The sequence below is a fragment of the Cupriavidus ulmosensis genome, assembly GCF_977008105.1.
Genome location: NZ_CDRMWP010000001.1, coordinates 1614273 through 1632405, shown reverse-complemented (window position 1 = coordinate 1632405; position 18133 = coordinate 1614273). Strand labels below are relative to the sequence as shown.

The following is an 18133-nucleotide window of genomic DNA, read 5'->3' as shown; positions in this document are numbered from 1 at the left end:
TGGAATATCAGCACCTCACTTGCACGAAAAATGTCAGATCTGACCTCCTTGTCCATCGCTAACCAACGCTCCTCGCTGACCGACCTAGCCAACGGCTTCCATTCGGACAAGGGCACGATCCATCCGGAGCCCCATTCGTACACGCTGGTCTACGACATGCTGCTGCAGCCGCGCCGCGCGGCGGTGCGCGACATGCTGGAGATCGGCCTGTGCGCGGGAGGGCCCGAAGTGGGCAACGACGCCGGCCGGCAGCCGCCCGACGCGCCCTCGGTGCGCATGTGGCTGCAGTATTTCCCGCACGCGATGGTCCAGGGTTTCGACATCTCGGACTTCTCGTTCTTCCAGCATCCGCGCTTCCGCTTCACGCGCGGGGACGCCGGCCGCGCCGCCGACCTGCAGGCCGCCGTGGCCGGCACCGACGGCTACGACCTGATCATCGACGACGGCTCGCACGCATCGTTCCACCAGCAACTGGCGTTCCTGCACCTGTTTCCGCATCTCCGGCCCGGCGGGCTCTACATCATCGAGGACCTGCACTGGCAGTCGCCCTACTACGAGGGGCAGTTGCCGCCCACGATGCGCACCGCCGAGCTGATCGAACACTGGTTCCGCACGGGCAGGTTCCCGCGGCTCGCCGCGGCGGAACTGCAGGGCATGGAGGCGCTGGCCGCCGGCATCGACTTTGCCTTCACGCTGAACCAGCCGTTCGTGCAGGCCAGCCCGCCGAAGCTGGCCGTCATCCAGAAGCGCTGGTAGGCGGAGCGCATCATGGGCATCGACGTCTACGTTCTCGACTTCCTCCTGCGCACGCGCCGCAGCCCCCTCGGCCAGACGCTGTGGCTCGGCCGGCAGGGCTTTCACATCGGCCACGACCAGGCGCCGGCGGCGCAGCGCGTGCTGGCGCAGCACGCGCCCGGCACGCCGCTGGCCGCCATTGCCGGCACCACCGGCTACGCGGAGTCGCTGTTCGCGTGGCTCGGCGCCAGCGCGGTGACGGCGATGGACCATTCGGCCTACGAGGGGGCCGCGCTGCTGCACGACCTCAACCAGCCGGTGCCCGCGTACCTGCATGGCCGCTTCGACTGCATCTTTGACGGCGGCACGATCGAGCATGTCTTCAACGTGCCGGCGGCGCTGGCGAACGTGCACGCCATGCTGCGCCCGGGCGGCCTGTTCCTGTCGGTAAACGCCGCCAACAACCAGCTGGGGCATGGCTTCTACCAGTTCAGCCCGGAGCTGATGTGGCGCGTCTTCTCGCGCGAGGCCGGCTACGAGGTCGAGGCGATGTACCTGATGGACCTGGCGGGCCTGCCGACGCCCCGCGTGCTGACCGACCCCGAGGTGCTGGGCCGCCGGGACGAGATCGGCCCGACCGCGGGCCCCACCTACCTGATGGTGGCCGCGCGCAAGACCGCGAACGCGGCGCTGGCGGCGGTCCAGCAGAGCGACTACGCGCGCACGTGGCTGGCCGCCGGCGCCAGCGGCTGACGACCGCTCGCGCCAGCCCCGGCGCCGCCCCTACCGCAGGAACTGGTGCCCCGTATACACCGGCGAGAACAGCAGGTTGAGGATCGAGACGAACTTGGTGATGCTGTTGGATTCCGCATTGGCGATGAAGACCACGTCCTTGTCGCGCATGGCAAAGCGCTGCGCCAGGAAGTAGCTGGCCGGCTTCATCAGGTCGAGCCGGTAGATCACCGGGCGGGCGGCGTCGGCCGACGGCGCCGCCTGCGCTTCCTGTGCTTCCTGCTGGTAGCGGAAGATGAAGACCGCGCTCGGGTCGGCCTGCAGGTCGCCGGGGCCGCCGACCTTGGCCACCGCCTCGGCCAGGTTCAGCTCGGCGGTATCGAACGGCACCTGCGAGACCTTGCCGGCCGCGCCGAACACCGAATACGTGCGCGGCCGATGCTCGAGCAGCAGGCGGTCCTGCGGCTGCAGCAGCAGGTTGGCGTCGCTGTCGGGCGCGATGTCGCCCAGCGGCAGCACCAGCGTCCTGCGCCCGCGCGTCAGCCGCGCCAGCACGTCCGGCAGCGGATAGGCGGCGCCGCCGGCCAGCGCCACCATGTCCAGCACGCGCTCGCCGGTGGTGCTTAGCGGCAGCCGCCCCGGCTTCCTGACCTCGCCCATCACCAGCACGCTGTTGGCCAGGTTCTCGCGCACGCTGACGATCACCTGCGGGTCCTGCGACTTGCCGCGCAGGCCCGCGCGGATCACCTCCTCGAGCTCGCGCGGCGTGCGGCCGGCGGCGCGCACGCGCCCCACGTAGGGCACCGGGATCGTGCCGTCGGAGGCCACCGTGACGGTGGGCATCGCCTGGCTCGCCGCAGTGGGCAGCGGCCCCGTGCCGAGGCTGCCGGCGGACAGCGTGCCCAGGCTCGACGACGGGCCGAACAGCGTGGTGCCGACCTCGAAGACCGAGACATTGAGCGTGTCGCCGGCGCCGATGCGCTCGACGGAGGTATCCGCGCCGGGCTCCGGCAAGGCGACCGCGGCGCTCGTGCCGGCGGCGGCGCCCAGCTGCGTCACCAGCGGCGCGTCGAGATCGACGATGCGGAAACCCAGCGTGTTGGCGGCGCTGTCCTGCGCCTCCATGACCTCGCGCGCGGTCGGTCCGCTGCTGGGCAGGTTGCCGCAGGCGGCGAGGAGCGCCGCGCACGCCAGGGCGAGCGCGCGCGGAAGAAAGGGATGGATCGGCGTTGTCATGGTTCTTGTGGGATCGGGTCCGGCCGGCGGCCGGCGTCGGCCGGCAGCAGGCAGCCGGGAGAATGCGGGGAGCGCGGCACGCGCGCGTACATGTCGCGCAGGCGCCGCTGGTAGAGCTCGGGAGCAAAATGCCGCGCCTGGCGCAGGCCGGCGGCGGCCAGCGCCGCGCGCAGCGCGTCGTCGCTGTCCAGCCGCCGGATTCCCTGCGCGATCTCGTCCACGCGGTACGGGTCCACCAGCAGCGCGGCATCGCCGGCCACCTCCGGCAGCGAGGCCGCGCGCGAGGTCAGCACCGGCGTGCCGACCGACATGGCCTCCAGCACCGGCAGGCCGAAGCCTTCGTACAGCGAGGGAAACGCCACGGCGCGCGCGCCGCGCACCAGCGTCATCAGCCAGTCGCGCGGCAGGTAGTCGTAGCGGCGGATGCGCTCGCCCACCGAGCGCAGCTGGCGACCGGCGTCGCCCTGCAGCAGGCGGACCTCCGCCTCGCTCTTCCACGCGCGCGCCCCCACGATGACCAGCGGCGTGCGCACCTGCGCCGCCAGGTATGCCTCCACCAGGCGGCCGACGTTCTTCTTGGGTTCGATCGCGCCGAAGTAGAGGAAATAGCCCTGCGGCGCGAGTTCGAACATCGAAGCCAGCCGGGCCGACAGGCGCGATGCACGGTCCTCGCTATCGGCATCGGCATCGGCATCGTCGCCGGCCGGCATCACCGCCTGCCATGTGTTGGTCACGCATGCCGGATCCAGGCGCGGGAACATGGCCAGCAGGTCGGCCCGGCTGGCGTCCGACACCGTGCAGACATGATCGCCGTCGCGCAGGCAGGCCTTGAGCAGGCGGTAGTGATAGCGCTTGTTTTCGAGCGATGTGTAGGGCAGCCGCAGCGGCACCAGGTCGTGGATCGTGTAGATGTTGCGCGCGCCTTCCAGGTGGAGCGGCAGCGGGTAGGTCCAGTGCATGATGTCCGGCGGGTCCGGCAGGCGGATGCGCAGGAAGCGGCCGTGGCGCCGGAAATGCCGCGCGGCGGCCTCGAACACGTCGGCGCTGGTGAACAGCCGCGCGCATGGCGGCACGCGGTGCCGCAGGCCCGCGGACAGCACGCGGCCGTCCAGCGGAATCTCCACCGCGCGCCGCCCGAACAGGTCGCCGATGCCGCCGCCCAGCGCCGCCAGCCGCCGCGCCGCGCCGCGCCGCGATGGCGGCTTGCGGTCGAGGCCGTCGAAAAACAGCACGTCGCGCAGCTCGGCCGGCACGCGGTGGCCGACCGGCACGCCATAGAGCAGGTCCACGTCGTGCCCCATGACGCCCAGCGACCACGCGAGCGTGCGCGCGTAGGTGGCCACGCCCGAGCCGTTTGGCATGGCGAGATTGAAGCCATCGATACCGATGCGCATGGTCGTTGCGGCTTTCCGCCAGGAGCGTGGAATGGGTTCAGTGGGGCAGCGCGGGGGCCAGTCCGGCAAGCCGGGCATACAGCCCGACCATGCGGTCCGCGTAGTCGCGCGGCGCGAACGCCGCGACCTGCTCGAAGCCCGCCGCGCGCAAGCGTCGGCAGAGCGCGTCGTCGCTGTCCAGCGCGCGAATGGCCCGGGCCATCGCGGGCGTGTCGTGCGGATCGACGAACAGCGCGCCGCCGCCGCCCACCTCGCGCAGCGCGCCGATGGTGCTGGCCATCACCGGCGTGCCCAAGGCCATCGCCTCCGCCACCGGCAGGCCAAACCCCTCCGCGAGCGACGGGAACAACATGGCGCGCGCCTGCCGGATCAGCGCCACCAGATCCGCGTGCGGCAGCAGCGGCAGCCGGATGACGCCGGGCGAACGCGCCAGCATCGACTCCATTTCCGGCACGCCATGCGCGAGCGGCCCCGCCACCACCAGCGCGCGCTGGCTCATCGCGGTGCGATGCGCCGCCACCAGCGCCGGCAGGTTCTTGCGCGTCTCGGGCATGCCGCAGCAGATGAAGTAGCCGCCGGGGCGCAGCCCCGCGGGCAGCCGCGGATCGCGCTGCAGCGGCGCGTGCACGGCCTGCGAGGTGTTGGTGACGAAGCCCGGCGGGCAGCCGAGCATGTCGATGATATGTGTGCGCGAATGGTCGGATACCGTGACCAGGTGATCGGCGCGCGACAGGATCGCGTCGAGCAGGCGCTGGTGGCGGTCGGCGCGGATGCCGGTCAGGCGCGGATGCGTGAGCGGAATCAGATCGTGCACCGTGTAGACGTTGCGCGCGCCTTCCAGGTACAGCGGCAGCGGATAGGTCCAGTGCATGACCGTGGGCGGCGCCGCGCTGGTCACGCGCAGCAGGCGCCGGTGAAGATTGAAATAAGTCTGCGCCTCGCGGAACAGGCGGCCGCCGTCATGGACGGGATGGCTGCCGTGCGGCGCGAGGCTGGCCTTGCGCGGCCCGCGCCGCAGCGCGCCGCACCAGCGCGCTATCGCCGCTTCGCGCGGCCACGCTGCCGCCGCGTGGCGCGTGCCGCCGGTCAGCCATTCGACCGGCACGCCGGCGCGCGCCAGGCTGTCGCCGAGCATGCGCGCGTAGGTGTCCACGCCCGTTCCCGCGCCGAGGCTCCAGGTGCGCGCGTCGATCGCCACGCGCAGGCCGGCCGGCGGCAGCGCGCGCATCGCCGCCTTCCACGGCAGCGCCATCGGCACCGGCGCGGGCCGATGACGCGATTGATCGGGACACGCTCTCGTGTTCATAATGCGCCAGCACGCAACGACACGACTCGGACTACCGGACGAATCCAATGATCTCTTTCCAGAACGTCAGCAAAAGCTATCTCGTGGGGCATGTTCCGACCTCCGTCCTCAACAACGTTTCCTTCGACATCGACCGCGGGACGGCGCTCGGCATCTGCGGCGCCAACGGCGCCGGCAAGTCCACGCTGATGCGGCTTGCCGCCGGCGTGGAGATGCCCACGTCGGGCCGCGTGCAGCGCACGTTTTCCGTTTCGTGGCCGCTTGGCTACAGCAGCGCGTTCCAGAGCAGCCTCACCGGCGCCGACAACACCCGTTTCATCGCGCGCGTCTATGGCAAGCCGATCGACGACACCCTCGCATTCGTCAACGACTTCGCCGAACTCGGCCGCTATTTCCGCATGCCGGTGAAGTCGTACTCGGCCGGCATGTCGGCCAGGCTCGCGTTCGCCATCTCATTGGCGGTGGACTTCGACTGTTACCTGATCGACGAAGTCACCGCCGCCGGCGACGCGCGCTTTCGCCAGCGCTGCCATGATGCGCTGCGCGAGCGGCTGGCGCACAGCGCGCTGATCATGGTCTCGCACGACCCCGCCACCCTCATCGATTTCTGCAACAGCGGCGCCGTTCTCCACGGCGCGCGGCTGCATCGATGCGAATCGGTGGAGGCCGCGCTGGCGATGCATCATGCGCTCCAGCAAGGGGCGCACGCGCCCTGCCCGCCTGAGACGGATGCAAGCATGCCGCTGGTTGATGACATGCCAGCGTCGTCAAATGGTTAGATTCGGTCACGGGAATTTCATGCGCCGGCGCGGCTTGCGGGAATGCGCGAAGCCGTTCCGGCGCCGGCGCGGCGGCGGCTGCACGGCCGCCGCAAAACGGATGCGGGATGCGGGATGGGGGATGCGGCGCGTCAGCGCCGGGAGGCGGTACAGGACGGCGCGCGGGTGCAGTGCCGGTCGGGCCTGCGCAATTGCGCGGCGGCGATGTCGTCGGGCGTCATCACGGACACGGAACGGATGACGCCCCCGCCGCGCGAGGCTAGACCGCCGACACCCCGCTCGCGGCGCCCGCGCCGTCGAGGACCGGCGGCGCGGTGACGATCGAGCGCAGCGGCGGGTCGGCCGGCCGCAGCTTGGACAGGTCCGGCAGCGGCCGGCGCAGCGCGTCGGAGGCGGCGAACGCCTGTTCCATCGCGTGCGCCGCGCCCAGCGTCTGGTGGTCGGCGCGGAAGCGGCCCACCACCTGCAGGCCGAACGGCAGGCCGGCGTGGTCCAGCCCGCACGGCAGGCTGATGGCCGGATGCGTGGTCAGCGTGACCACGTAGGTGGGCGCCAGCCAGCGGTAGTAGTTCTCCTGCTTTTCGCCGTTGATGGTCTCGGCGTACAGCTCGGTCCACGGGAACGGCGACACCGGCGTGGTCGGCGACAGGATCACGTCGTAGTCTTCGAACGCCGCCTGGAAGCGGCCCAGGATGCGGGTCTGCTCGGCCTGCGCCCAGGCCGAATCGACCAGCGACATCTTCGCGCCCATCTCGTAGTTGGCGCGCGTGTTCGGGCCCAGGCTGGCGGGGTCGCGCTGGTAGGCCTCGTGCATGCCGGCGACGAAGCTCTCGGCGCGCAGCACGTCGAAGCAGCGGTGCGCCTCGCCCAGCTCGAACTTCACTTCGTCGCAACTGCGGAACAGGTGCCGCATCGCGGCGATCTTGGCGCGGAACACCTTGCGGATGCCGTCGTCGACGGCGCACACGCCGAAGTCCTCGGTCCAGCCCACGCGCAGCGAGCCCAGGTCGACGTGGCGCGGCAGCAGGAACGAGAGCGGGTCGAGCGCATAGGTGAGCGGGTCGCCGGCCGACAGGCCGGCCGAGGCGGCCAGCTGCAGGCAGGCGTCGGCCACCGTGCGGCCCATCGGCCCGACCACCGAGATCGGCGTCCAGCCCAGCAGCTTGCGCGAGCTGGGCACCACGCCCGGCGACGGCCGGAAACCCACCACGCCGCATTTGGCGGCCGGAATGCGCAGCGAGCCGCCGGTGTCCGACCCCGTGCACACGGGCAGCATGTCGGTGGCCAGCGCCGCGGCCGAGCCGCCCGACGAGCCGCCCGCGTTCAGGTTGGGGTTGAACGGGTTGCCGGTGGCGCCCCACACCACGTTGCGCGAATTGGCGCCGGCGCCCATCTCGGGCACGTTGGTCTTGCCGGTGACGATGGCGCCGGCCGCGCGCAGGCGCGCCACCAGCACGTTGTCCTGCGCGGGCACGTTGCCGCGGTAGAGCGGCGAGCCGTAGGTGGTGAGCAGGCCGGCGGTGGCCTCGAGGTCCTTCACGCCCAGCGGCAGGCCGTGCAGCAGGCCGAGCGCGTCGCCGCGCATGACCGCCTGCTCGGCGGCGCGGGCTTCGCCGCGCGCGCGCTCGTAGCAGGTGGCCGTGACCGCGTTGATGAGCGGGTTGACCGCTTCGATGCGGTCGATGCAGGCGTCCAGCAGTTCGACGGGCGAGAGTTCCTTGCTGCCGATCAGGCGGCGCAGGGCAACGGCGGACTGGGACAGCAGGGCGTTGTGCTGGTTCATGGCGGAGTTCCGGGTGCTGTGAATCGGGTGATCGGATGGCGTGGGCGGATGCGTTGAAATGGAACGGGCGGACTCAGCGGCTGAGCCCGCGCGCGGCCACCGGCCACAGGCTGGCGACGGCCTGCCCGCGGATGCCGACGATCTCATCGTACAGGTTGAGCGTGGGATCGCAATGCCCCGGCACCAGCAGCATCTGGCTGCCGAGCGCCGGCAGCGCGGCGGCGGTGGCGCCGGCGCGCGGCTCGACGATGCCGTGCTCGTCGTTGGCGGCCACGTAGTCGAGCGTGGCCGAGCGCCCTTGCGCGCCCCAGGCCAGCGGCAGGCCGGAGTCCACCGCCAGCGACTTCAGGCCGGCATCCACCACCACGCGCGGCGCGGCGCCGTGCGCGGCGGCCACGCTCATGACCGTGCTGGCGACGAACAGGCTGTGCTCGAAGCGCAGCGCGCCGCCGTATTCGTTGCTGCCATAGTCGCCGTCCATGAAGACGTAGGAGCCGGGCTGGAGCTCGGTGTAGACGCCGCCGGCAAGGTCGAACTCCGCGCTGCCGCTGCCGCCGCCCGTCACCGTCTCGCAGGCCACGCCGGCCTCGGCCAGCGCGGCCACCACGGCCGCGGTGCGCGCGCCGGCCGCCGCCACCGCGCGCGCGCGCTCGGCGGCGCCGCGCACGTGCTGGAGCCCGCCGTGATAGGCCTGCAGCCCGCGGAACGCGAGTTGCCCGTGCGCGCGGATGGCCTGCACCAGATGCAGCGCGGCGGGCGCGTCGGCCACGCCGCAGCGCCCCTGCCCGATGTCGATCTCGACCAACACGCCGATGGTGCTGCCGGCCCGCGCGGCCGCGGCGGCCAGCTCCGCCACCTGGCGCGCGTCGTCCACGCACACGCTCATGCGCGCGCGCAGGGCGAGCTGCGCCAGCAGCGCGGCCTTGGCCGGCCCGGCGATCTCGTTGCTGATGTGGATGTCGGTCACGCCGGCCTGCACGAACGGCACCGCCTCGCTGACCTTCTGGCAGCAGATGCCGACCGCGCCGCGCGCGATCTGCGCCAGCGCGATGGCCGGCGTCTTGTGGGCCTTGGCGTGCGGGCGCAGCTTCACGCCGGCCCGGTCGGCCGCCTGCTGCATGCGCGCGAGGTTGCGCTCGAACACGTCGAGGTCGAGCACCAGCGCGGGCGTGTCGATGGCGCCGGCGGGCTGGCCGACGCTTGCCGCGGGCGGAATGAGGATGGTCATGGCGTGCCTGTCTCGTGGGCGCTTGTCGTCGCGCCTGTCGTTGAAATGGTCGGGATGGTCGGAATGGCCGCGGGCCGCCGGCGGCATCGCGCGCCGCCGCGCCGGCCCGGCCTCAGTCTGCCCGGATGTTGGCGCGCTGGGCAATGGCGCGCATGGTCGGCAGTTCGCGCGTGATCAGCGCGGTCACGGCGGCGCCGTTGGCGTAGGCCGGCTCGAAGCCGTTGTCCAGCAGCTTCTTCTTGGTCTCGGGGTCGGCCATCGTCGCGGCCAGCGCCTTTTCCAGCTTCGCCTTCACGTCGGCCGGCAGGCCGCGCGGCGCCACCACGGCGATCCACGTGTCCATGTCGATGCCGGGATAACCGGCTTCGGCGGCGGTCGGCACCTCGGGCAGCAGCGTCGAGCGCCGGGCGGTGGTCACGGCGATGGCCTTGACCTTGCCCGACTTCACCTGCGGGATGGCGGCGGAGACCGTGTCCATCGAGAACGGGATCTGGCCGCCGATCAGGTCGGTCATGGCCGGCGAGCTGCCCTTGTAGGGCACGTGCAGCATCTTCACGCCCATGCCGTTGAGCAGCATCTCGCCGGCGAACTGGGCCGTGGAGCCGGTGCCGAACGAGCCATACGAATACTTGTCCGGCGCGGCCTTCAGCGCGGCGGCGAGCTGCTTGAGGTTGCTGATGGGCTGGTCGCGGTTGGCCAGCAGGATCAGGCCGGTGCGCCCGGTCAGGCCGATCGGCTCGAAGCTCTTGAGCGGGTCGTACGGCAGCCGCGCGTTGATGGCCGGGTTCACCGTGAACGTGGTGCCCGAGCTGACCAGCAGCGTGTAGCCGTCGGGCGCGGCCTTGGCCACGTAGCCCGCGCCGACGATGGTGCCAGCGCCCGGACGGTTGTCGATCACCACCGACTGGCCCAGCTGGTCGCCCATCTTCTTCGCCAGCAGGCGGCCGACGATGTCGGTGGCGCCGCCCGGCGGGAACGGCACCACCATCTGCAGCGGATGCGACGGGAACGTGTCGGCCAGGGCATTGCCGGCGGGGGCAGCCAGGCAGGCGGCGGCCAGGATCGCGAGCTTGAAGGATCGGGTGAGCATGATGGTCATTCTCCTGCTGGGCAGAGGCCGCCGGCAATGTGGCCGGCATGCGTGCCAGGGTTGATCGGTGGATTGCGTGCGTGCTGCTTGTCTCGTGTGTTTTCGGAGGTGCTGCGTGCCGGCCCGCTCAGCGCGCGAGCGCAGCCGCCCTGGCCAGGAAGCCGTCGTATTCCGCCGGCGGCACGAACAGCCCGCCGGTGGTCCAGACCAGGTGCGTGGCCTGCGGTATCTGCCCGGCCAGGCCGTGCCGCGCCAGGTAGTCGCGCCCGGCATCGCTCTCGCACAGCATGCGCGGGCCGCTGAAGCCCGCCGCGGCCGACGGCTCGATGCGCAGGCCCTCGGCCTGCAGCAGCAGCGCCAGATGCGCGAACAGCGTTTCGTCGGCAACCGTGAACACGCCCGACAGCAGCGGCGCCATCACCGCCGCGGCGAGTTCGGAGGCGCGCGGCACCGCCAGGCCGTCGGCCTCGGTGCGGTTGGTCAGGCCGAAGTCGTAGACCGACGGATTGCCCTTGCCGGCCATCATCTGCACCAGGAAGCACGGCGACTGCACCGGCTCGGCGAAGAAGCAATGCACGTGCGGGCCGAACAGCTGACGCAGGCCAAAGGTGATGCCGGCCGGCGCGCCGCCCACGCCGCACGGCAGGTAGACGAACAGCGGATGCGCGGCGTCCACCTGGATGGCCGCGGCGGACAGCTGGTCGCGCAGGTGCAGCGCGGCCGCGCTGTAGCCCAGCAGCAGCGACAGCGAGCGCTCGTCGTCGACGAAGTACGCGAACGCATCCTGCTGCGCCTGGCGGCGGCCGGCGGCCACCGCTTCCTCGTAGTCGCCGGCATGCTCCACCACCTCGACGCCGCGATCGCGCAGCCGCGCCTTCTTCCATTCCTTGGCGTCCGCCGACATGTGCACCGCCGCGCGGAAGCCCAGCGCCGAGGCCATCACGCCGATGCTCAGCCCGAGGTTGCCGGTGGAACCCACGGCCACCCGGTAGCGCCCGAACAGCGCGCGCGCCGCGGGTTCGCCGAGCGCCAGGTAATCCTCGGGCCGGTCCCTGCCGGGGCCGATCAGGCCGTGGCGCAGCGCCAGCCCCTCGGCGAACTCCAGCACCTCGTGGATGCCGCCGCGCGCCTTGATCGAGCCGGCCACCGGCAGGCCGTGGTCGCCCTTGACGAACAGGCGGCCCAGCGCCGGATCCAGCCCCAGGCTGCGCTGCATGGCCGGCGCGGCGACGAGTTCCGATTCGATCACGCCCTGCGTTCCGGCCAGTTCCGGGAACAGCCGCGCCAGCAGCGACGCGAAGCGGCGAAAGCGCGCCTGGGCCGACATGACGTCAGCCAGACTAATACTCCGCGCCCCGGCGGCCTGTTCCCCGGGCGGGGTCTCGACGCGGCCCGGGTTGCACCACAACAGGGGCGTGGCCGCGCCCAGGGCGGCCTGCAAGGCGGCGGACGGGCTGGCGGCGGGCGGTTGGCTGGGAATCGGCTGGCTCATTGTCTCGGGGTCGTTGTACGCGGTTTGCGGCGGAAGCCGTGGTGGCTTCCCGGATGACTCCATTGTTGGTTTCCCCCGCCCCGGCCGCAAACGGTTTATATTAGCCAGTGCATTAGTCTTGCTAATGCCTGATGCACCACGATCATGCATGCCCGCCATGCCGCCCCGCAGACCCCCAATGAGCACCCTGCTTTCCTCCTCCGTCCTTAGCTGGCTGCGCTGCTTCGAAGCGTCGGCGCGCCACTGCAACTTCACGCGCGCGGCGGCCGAGCTGTGCATCACGCAAGGCGCGGTCAGCCAGCAGGTCAAGCAGCTCGAGCAATGGCTGGCGCGGCCGCTGTTCATCCGGGCCCCGCGCGCGCTGGTGCTCACGCCCGAGGGCGAGCGGCTGCGCTTCGTGCTGCGCGAGTCGTTCCAGGCCATCGAGAGCACCCTGACCCAGCTGCGCAAGCCGCGCGAAGGCGGGCCGATCGCGCTGAGCTGCGCGCCCTCGTTCGCGATGCGCTGGCTCACCCCGCGGCTGGGCGATTTCTTCCGCGACCATCCCGAGGTCGGCCTGCGGGTGTATGGCGAGTTCCACACGCTCGACAGCACCCGCATGGCGCGCGACGGCATCGACGCGGCGGTGCGCTTCGACCTCGGCGTCTATGAAGACCTCAAGGCCGGGCGGTTCCTCGACGAATGGCTGCTGCCGGTGGCCAGCCCCGCCTTCGTCGCCGCGCACCCCGAGCTGCGCGCGCCGCGGGACCTGAAAGGCGCGTGGCTGCTGCACGACGTCAGCCCGTGGGAAGGCGCGGATGCCTTCGCCGAATGGGACCACTGGCTCCGGCATGCCGGCGCCGCCGTGGACAACCTCGGCGCGGGGCAATGCTTCAACCTCTCGCAACTGGCGGTCGGCGCGGCGCTGGCGGGACAGGGCGTGGCGCTGGGCCGCTCGGCCCTGGTGCTGGAAGACATCGCCGCCGGGCGGCTGGTCGAGCTGTTCGGCATCCGCGTGCGCTCGCAGGCTTCGTACTACTTCGTCTCGGCGCACGGGCAGACGCCGCAGATCGCCACCGTGGAGCACTGGCTGGCCGCCGAGGCCATGCGCTTCGATGCGCAGCGCGCCAAGGTGCTGGGCAAGGGCGAGGTGCGCGGCGGCGCCTGAGATCCTCCCCGCGCGCCCGGCGCCGGCCCGCTTTTCGTTTGCGCATCGCACCACAACCGTGCCGCCGTCCCCAATATCGCTTCGGCCACCGGGCCGAACGGCCCGTTCCGGCACCAACATCGGCCACCCGGCACGCCCTGGCGCTGGCACGCATGTTGCGTCACGGCATTCAAGTAACTTGAATTTTGCGGATCATGGGAATACTTTCGTTCAAGTCACTTGAAGACCAATCCAGCCGGCCGCTGCCGGCTATCTGCCTGAGGGGATGAGGATGCGTAGGAAGAACACCGTAGTGGCCGCCGCCATGCTGGCGGCTTCGGCAGGACTGGCGCTGGCGTCGGTGCCGGCGGCCGCCAAGGACGTGGTCAAGATCGCCTTCGTGGGGCCGCTCACCGGCGGGGTCTCGGCCATCGGCCTGGGCGGGCGCAATTCCGCCGACCTGGCGGTGCGCCTGCGCAATGCGGATCCCAAGTCCAAGTACACCTACGAGCTGGTCACGCAGGACGACGAGTGCCGCCCCAACGTGGGCGTGCAGGTCGCCACCAAGATCGCCGCGGACCGCAGCATCGTGGCCGGCGTCACGCATTTCTGCTCGGCCGTGGCGATGGGCACGGTGGGCGTGTACAACCGCTTCCAGCTGCCGGTGGTGGTGTGGGGCGCGGTGCTGCCCGACGTGACCTACGGCAACGACTTCAAGGAGATCCATCGCGTCAACGGCACGATGATCAACCAGAGCGACGTGGCGGCCAAGTTCATGACCGGGCTGGGCTACAAGAAGTGGGCGATCATCCACGACACCACCGACTACGGCAAGGGCCACAACAAGTACTTCAGCGAGTTCCTCAAGAAGGACGGCGGCACCGTGGTGGGCACCTTCGGCGTGACCGCCGACCAGCAGGACTTCACCACCGAGCTGACCAAGATCCGCGAGCTCAAGCCCGACGTGGTGTATTTCGGCGGCCTCACGCCGCTGGGCGTGCGCATCCGCACGCAGATGGAAAAGCTCGGCATCAAGGCGCAGTTCGAGGGCACCTCGGGCATCAAGGCCGACGCCTACATCCAGGGCACGGGCAAGGACCTGGCCGAGGGCTCGCTGGCCTTCATCGAAGGCGCGCCGTGGGAGAAGCTGCCCGGCGGCCTGTTCTTCCAGGGCAAGTACTCGCAGCAGAAGTACAGCGATCCGCCCGAAGCCTACGGCCCGTTCGCGTTCGCCGCGGCCAACCTCATCATGGACGCCGTGGAGAAGGTCGGCCCGGACCGCAAGAAGGTGCGCGACACGCTCAACGCCACCAAGGACGTCGACACCATCGTCGGCAAGGTGACGTTCGACGACCATCGCCAGAACATCGTGCCGCTGGTGACCAAGTACGTGGTCGAGGACGGCAAGTGGGTGATCTGGGAAGACAGCGCCTACGGCAAGGGCAAGAAGAAGCTGGCCGGCCTGTAGGCGGCGTAGCGGCGCCCCCGCCCCGCTACGCCGCTGCCCTGCCGCGCTGCCGCCGCAGCGCGGCAGCGCCTCGCCATTCCTGTCGCGGCCGCCAGGGCCGCAAGACGCGCCATGCACTGACGCGGAGAATCCATGAGTGTGATTGCCCAATATGTGTTCAACGGCCTGATGCTCGGCATGATCTATGCCATGGTCGCCGTTGGATTCACGCTGTTCTTCGGCGTGCTCGATGTCATCAAGTTCTCCCACGGCGACACGCTGATGGTGGGCGCCTTCGCCGGCCTGGCGGCGTCCACCGGCGTGCTGATGCTCGGCATCGACACGCCGTGGATCCAGCTCCTCGCCGTGGTGGCCTGCGCGGTCAGCGTGACCGGCCTGCTGGGCGCCGGCATCGCCAAGTTCCTGATCCTGCCGCTGCGCAAGGCGCCGCCGCTGAACACGCTGCTGGCCACGCTGATGCTGGGCACGGTGATGCGCGAATGCGTGCGCCTGTTCTATCCCGACGGCTCCAACCCGAAGCCGTTCCCGCGGCTGCTGCCCTCGGCCTCGATCGAGCTGGGCAGCCTGTCGCTGCGGGCCGACAACCTGATCCTGCTGGCCACCGGCATCGCCATCATCGTGGGCGTGCACCTGCTGATCACGCGCACCCGCTTCGGCATGGCGATCCGCGCGGTGGCGCAGGACGGCGAGACCGCGCGGCTGATGGGCATCGACTTCGAGGCCGTGGTGCTGTTCACCTTCGCGCTCGGCTCGGCGATGGCGGCGCTGGCCGGCGTCATGAACGGCCTGTACTACAACGAGATCAATTTCAACGTGGGCCTGCTGCTGGGCGTGATCGGCTTCGCCGCGGCCATCCTGGGCGGGCTGGGCAACATCTACGGGGCGATCCTGGGCGGCTTCCTGTTCGCCGCGCTGCAGGTGATCGGCAGCGCCACGCTGCCGGCGCTGATCCCGGACATTCCGAGCGCGTACAAGGACGTGTTCGCCTTCGCCGTGGTGATCGTGCTGATGGCGTTCAAGCCGACCGGGCTGATCGCCGAGAAATCCAGTGAACGGGTCTGAGGCCACAGGGGAAACCAACACCATGAACCAACCATCCATCCCGATGCGCGCCCCCGCCGCGGTGCTGGCCGCGGCCGGCATCGCCATCACGCTCTACCTGTGGCTGTTCCTGCATGCGGAGTCGCAGCTGAGCGTGGCCATCCTGCTGGCGGTGGCGCTGGCCGCGGTGGTGGCCGGGCGCCGGCTCGGCGCCACGCGCCGCCTCGAGGCCGCCGGCATGAGCCGGCCCGGCCTGGCGCGCCTGTGGGCGGCGGCCGGCACGCTGGCGCTGATCGCGGCGTTCTACGACACGCACTTCGCGCTGCTGATGATCTGCACCGTGCTGCTGTACACCACCGCATGCCTGGGGCTGACGCTGCAGTTCGGCTTCTCGGGCGTGGCCAATTTCGCCGGCGCGGCGTTCTTCGGCATAGGCAGCTACGCCACCGCGGTGCTGGCCGCGCACAGCGGCCTGCCGCACCTGCTGATCATCGTCATCGCCGGCGTGATCTCGGCGCTGGTGGGCTCGCTGCTGATCGCGCCGGTGCTGCGCACGCGCGGGCACTACGCGGCGCTGGTCACGATCGCCTTCGGCATCCTGTTCAAGACCTTCATCGAGGTCAACGACGTGCTGGGCGGCCCGCAGGGCCTGCAGGTGCCGGGCATGCGCCTGTTCGGCTACGCCCTCAACGACGGCTTCACCGTGTTCGGCGCCGACGTGTCGTTCTACGTCAGCTACGCCCTGCTGAGCCTGGGCATCTGCGGCGGCGTGTTCGCCGTGGTCAAGGCGCTGGAGCGCTCGTGGGTGGGCCTGGCGATGGACGTGGTGCGCACCGACGAAACCGCCGCGGCCACGTTCGGCCTGCATATCGCGCGCTGGAAGGTGGTGGCCTTCATGCTCGGCAACTTCTTCGCCGGCATCGCCGGCAGCGTGTACGGCATGGTCACGGGCTTCGTGGCGCCCAACAACTTCACGTTCTCGGATTCGCTGCTGATGCTGTCCATCGTGATCCTGGGCGGGCTGGGCAACGCGGTCGGCCTGGTGCCGGCCGCGATCATCGTGCTGGTGCTGCCGGAAAAGCTGCAGTTCATCCAGGAATACCGCTTCCTGTTCTACGCGGCGCTGGTGATCGCCATCCTGCTGTTCCGCCCCGCCGGGCTGATGCCGCGCAAGACGCGCCTGTTCTTTGCCGGGGAGGCTTCGCGATGAGCAGCGTGAACGATACCGGCGTCATGGTGGAAGTGCGCGGCCTGACCATGCGCTTCGGCGGCCTGACCGCGCTCGACAGCCTCGACATGCGCATCCGCGAGGGCGAGATCCTCGGGCTGCTGGGCCCCAACGGCTCGGGCAAGACCACCTTCTTCAACGTGCTGACCGGGCTCTACAAGGCCAGCGGCGGCTCGATCCGCTACCGCGGCGAGGAAGTCATCGGCAAGTCGCCGCAGGAGATCTACCGCGGCGGCGTGGCGCGCACGTTCCAGCGCTCGCGCCTGTCGCTGCCGCTGACGGTGTTCGACAACATCGTGATCGGCGACTACCAGCACATGCGCCACGGGCTGGGCTTCAACCTGTTCCGCCGCAAGGCCTTCCGCGCGGAATACGATGCCTACGTGGACAAGGTCAAGGGCCTGCTGGAGATCTTCAGCCCGCCGCTGGTGGCGCGCCTGTTCGAGCCGGTGGAGACCTTCACCATGATCGACCGGCGCCGCATCGAGGTGTGCCGCGCGCTGATGAGCCAGCCGCGCCTGCTGCTGCTCGACGAGCCCTCCGCCGGCATGACGCACGACGAGACCCACGAACTGATGAACGACATCCTGGATGTGCGCGGCAAGCTCAAGAGCCTCTCGGTGGTGCTGATCGAGCACGAGATGAACGTGATCGAGCGCATCACGGACCGCTGCGTGGTGCTGAACTACGGTAAGAAGATCGCCGAAGGCACCTACGCGCAGATCACCGCGGACCCGGATGTGCAGACCGCCTATCTTGGGGAGGAAGCGGCATGAGCACGCTGAGCGTGAAGGGCCTGAGCACGGGCTACGACAAGGTCAACGTGCTGCACGACGTGTCGATCGAGGTGGCGCCGGGCAAGATCACCTGCATCCTGGGCGCCAACGGCGCCGGCAAGAGCACGCTGATCCGCGCCATCCTGGGCCTGACGCCGCCGCGCCAGGGGCAGATCCTGTGGGACGGCCGGGACCTCGCCGGCGAGAAGACGCACAAGATCATCGCCAGGGGCATCTCGTGCATTCCCGAGGGCCGCAAGGTGTTCCCGCGCATGACGGTGGCGGAGAACCTGGCGCTGGGCGCGTTCCTGGAGAGCAACGCGCCGCTGGTGCGCGAGCGGCTCGGCAAGGTCTACGATATCTTCCCGCGCCTGAAGGAGCGCGCCGCGCAGCTGGCCGGCACCATGTCCGGCGGCGAGCAGGCGATGGTGTCGATCGGGCGCGGGCTGATGGCCGAGCCCAGGCTGCTGGTGATCGACGAGCCTTCGCTGGGGCTGTCGCCGCTGTACGTGAAGGAGAACTTCAAGGTCATCAAGCAGATCAACGCGCTCGGCATCACCGTGCTGCTGGTGGAGCAGAACGCGCGCCAGACGCTGGCGATCTCGCACTACGGCTACGTGCTGTCGCAAGGCCGCGTGGTGGCGCAAGGCACGGCCGAGGCGCTGTCCGCCAACGATGAAGTGCGCTCGGCCTATTTTGGCTAGACTCGCGGCCGGACG

At 70.4% G+C, this 18133-nt stretch carries 16 protein-coding genes; 9 read left to right on the top strand and 7 right to left on the bottom strand.

The genetic code is table 11. The features are described from left to right. The first annotated feature begins 48 nt into the window (after positions 1-48). On the top strand, positions 49-756 hold the full coding sequence (locus ACWTPI_RS07430) for a hypothetical protein (RefSeq protein ID WP_454731303.1): 708 nt from the start codon (positions 49-51) through the stop codon (positions 754-756). A 12-nt stretch (positions 757-768) separates the two neighbouring features. Next, positions 769-1488, top strand: a complete 720-nt coding sequence (locus ACWTPI_RS07425) for a methyltransferase domain-containing protein (RefSeq protein ID WP_454731302.1) — start codon at positions 769-771, stop codon at positions 1486-1488. A gap of 30 nt (positions 1489-1518) precedes the next feature. On the opposite strand, the gene ACWTPI_RS07420 is transcribed toward ACWTPI_RS07425, so the two are convergent. The 3 genes from ACWTPI_RS07420 to ACWTPI_RS07410 are packed head-to-tail and all read right to left on the bottom strand — an operon-like array spanning position 1519 to position 5349. After that, positions 1519-2703 carry a polysaccharide biosynthesis/export family protein gene (locus ACWTPI_RS07420; protein ID WP_454731301.1) on the bottom strand — a complete coding sequence of 395 codons (1185 nt, stop codon included), beginning with the start codon at positions 2701-2703 and terminating at the stop codon, positions 1519-1521. Beyond that, on the bottom strand, positions 2700-4097 hold the full coding sequence (locus tag ACWTPI_RS07415) for a glycosyltransferase family 4 protein (RefSeq protein ID WP_454731300.1): 1398 nt from the start codon (positions 4095-4097) through the stop codon (positions 2700-2702). The genes ACWTPI_RS07420 and ACWTPI_RS07415 overlap by 4 nt, the downstream gene beginning before the upstream one ends. A gap of 37 nt (positions 4098-4134) precedes the next feature. Continuing rightward, the gene (locus ACWTPI_RS07410; protein ID WP_059413233.1) at positions 4135-5349 is read right to left on the bottom strand and encodes a glycosyltransferase family 4 protein; all 1215 of its coding nucleotides are present in this window, start codon (positions 5347-5349) and stop codon (positions 4135-4137) included. Positions 5350-5450: 101 nt separating this feature from the next. Here ACWTPI_RS07410 and ACWTPI_RS07405 point away from each other — a divergent pair, with 101 nt between their 5' ends. Next, a complete protein-coding gene (locus ACWTPI_RS07405) occupies positions 5451-6182 on the top strand; it encodes an ABC transporter ATP-binding protein (protein WP_454731299.1) in 732 nt (243 codons plus the stop codon). Between the two features lie 259 nt (positions 6183-6441). Here ACWTPI_RS07405 and ACWTPI_RS07400 read toward each other — a convergent pair whose 3' ends face one another. The 4 genes from ACWTPI_RS07400 to ACWTPI_RS07385 all read right to left on the bottom strand — a co-directional run bounded on the left by ACWTPI_RS07400 (position 6442) and on the right by ACWTPI_RS07385 (position 11775). Next, positions 6442-7965, bottom strand: coding sequence for an amidase (locus ACWTPI_RS07400; RefSeq protein ID WP_454731298.1), 1524 nt, complete (start codon positions 7963-7965; stop codon positions 6442-6444). 73 nt (positions 7966-8038) lie between these two features. After that, entirely contained in the window at positions 8039-9193 is a 1155-nt protein-coding gene (locus ACWTPI_RS07395) for a DSD1 family PLP-dependent enzyme (protein WP_454731297.1), read from the bottom strand. Positions 9194-9305: 112 nt separating this feature from the next. After that, entirely contained in the window at positions 9306-10292 is a 987-nt protein-coding gene (locus ACWTPI_RS07390) for a Bug family tripartite tricarboxylate transporter substrate binding protein (RefSeq protein WP_082079677.1), read from the bottom strand. A 118-nt stretch (positions 10293-10410) separates the two neighbouring features. After that, complete coding sequence (locus ACWTPI_RS07385; RefSeq protein WP_454731296.1) at positions 10411-11775, bottom strand: D-serine ammonia-lyase; 1365 nt, start codon at positions 11773-11775, stop codon at positions 10411-10413. Between the two features lie 178 nt (positions 11776-11953). On the opposite strand from ACWTPI_RS07385, the gene ACWTPI_RS07380 reads away from it, so the two are divergent. The 6 genes from ACWTPI_RS07380 (at position 11954) to ACWTPI_RS07355 (ending at position 18118) form a co-directional block, all read left to right on the top strand. After that, positions 11954-12922, top strand: a complete 969-nt coding sequence (locus ACWTPI_RS07380; protein WP_454731295.1) for a LysR family transcriptional regulator — start codon at positions 11954-11956, stop codon at positions 12920-12922. A 271-nt stretch (positions 12923-13193) separates the two neighbouring features. Then, positions 13194-14369: a branched-chain amino acid ABC transporter substrate-binding protein gene (locus tag ACWTPI_RS07375; protein WP_082079678.1), complete on the top strand. Its 1176-nt coding sequence runs from the start codon at positions 13194-13196 to the stop codon at positions 14367-14369. Positions 14370-14501: 132 nt separating this feature from the next. Next, positions 14502-15431, top strand: a complete 930-nt coding sequence (locus ACWTPI_RS07370) for a branched-chain amino acid ABC transporter permease (RefSeq protein WP_059413238.1) — start codon at positions 14502-14504, stop codon at positions 15429-15431. A 22-nt stretch (positions 15432-15453) separates the two neighbouring features. Further along, the gene (locus ACWTPI_RS07365) at positions 15454-16620 is read left to right on the top strand and encodes a branched-chain amino acid ABC transporter permease (protein ID WP_059413239.1); all 1167 of its coding nucleotides are present in this window, start codon (positions 15454-15456) and stop codon (positions 16618-16620) included. Next, on the top strand, positions 16617-17414 hold the full coding sequence (locus ACWTPI_RS07360; RefSeq protein WP_059413240.1) for an ABC transporter ATP-binding protein: 798 nt from the start codon (positions 16617-16619) through the stop codon (positions 17412-17414). Before ACWTPI_RS07365 ends, ACWTPI_RS07360 begins: the two co-directional genes overlap by 4 nt. Then, a complete protein-coding gene (locus ACWTPI_RS07355; protein ID WP_059413241.1) occupies positions 17411-18118 on the top strand; it encodes an ABC transporter ATP-binding protein in 708 nt (235 codons plus the stop codon). The genes ACWTPI_RS07360 and ACWTPI_RS07355 overlap by 4 nt, the downstream gene beginning before the upstream one ends. Positions 18119-18133 lie beyond the last annotated feature (15 nt).

Bases quoted from the DNA above. Each gene is read 5' to 3' on its own strand.
- ACWTPI_RS07365 (WP_059413239.1), top strand. From the start codon at position 15,454: ATGAACCAACCATCCATCCCGATGCGCGCCCCCGCCGCGGTGCTGGCC.
- ACWTPI_RS07355 (WP_059413241.1), top strand. From the start codon at position 17,411: ATGAGCACGCTGAGCGTGAAGGGCCTGAGCACGGGCTACGACAAGGTC.
- ACWTPI_RS07380 (WP_454731295.1), top strand. From the start codon at position 11,954: ATGAGCACCCTGCTTTCCTCCTCCGTCCTTAGCTGGCTGCGCTGCTTC.
- ACWTPI_RS07375 (WP_082079678.1), top strand. From the start codon at position 13,194: ATGCGTAGGAAGAACACCGTAGTGGCCGCCGCCATGCTGGCGGCTTCG.
- ACWTPI_RS07400 (WP_454731298.1), bottom strand. From the start codon at position 7,965: ATGAACCAGCACAACGCCCTGCTGTCCCAGTCCGCCGTTGCCCTGCGC.
- ACWTPI_RS07410 (WP_059413233.1), bottom strand. From the start codon at position 5,349: ATGGCGCTGCCGTGGAAGGCGGCGATGCGCGCGCTGCCGCCGGCCGGC.
- ACWTPI_RS07405 (WP_454731299.1), top strand. From the start codon at position 5,451: ATGATCTCTTTCCAGAACGTCAGCAAAAGCTATCTCGTGGGGCATGTT.
- ACWTPI_RS07360 (WP_059413240.1), top strand. From the start codon at position 16,617: ATGAGCAGCGTGAACGATACCGGCGTCATGGTGGAAGTGCGCGGCCTG.
- ACWTPI_RS07420 (WP_454731301.1), bottom strand. From the start codon at position 2,703: ATGACAACGCCGATCCATCCCTTTCTTCCGCGCGCGCTCGCCCTGGCG.
- ACWTPI_RS07390 (WP_082079677.1), bottom strand. From the start codon at position 10,292: ATGACCATCATGCTCACCCGATCCTTCAAGCTCGCGATCCTGGCCGCC.
- ACWTPI_RS07370 (WP_059413238.1), top strand. From the start codon at position 14,502: ATGAGTGTGATTGCCCAATATGTGTTCAACGGCCTGATGCTCGGCATG.
- ACWTPI_RS07425 (WP_454731302.1), top strand. From the start codon at position 769: ATGGGCATCGACGTCTACGTTCTCGACTTCCTCCTGCGCACGCGCCGC.
- ACWTPI_RS07415 (WP_454731300.1), bottom strand. From the start codon at position 4,097: ATGCGCATCGGTATCGATGGCTTCAATCTCGCCATGCCAAACGGCTCG.
- ACWTPI_RS07395 (WP_454731297.1), bottom strand. From the start codon at position 9,193: ATGACCATCCTCATTCCGCCCGCGGCAAGCGTCGGCCAGCCCGCCGGC.
- ACWTPI_RS07385 (WP_454731296.1), bottom strand. From the start codon at position 11,775: ATGAGCCAGCCGATTCCCAGCCAACCGCCCGCCGCCAGCCCGTCCGCC.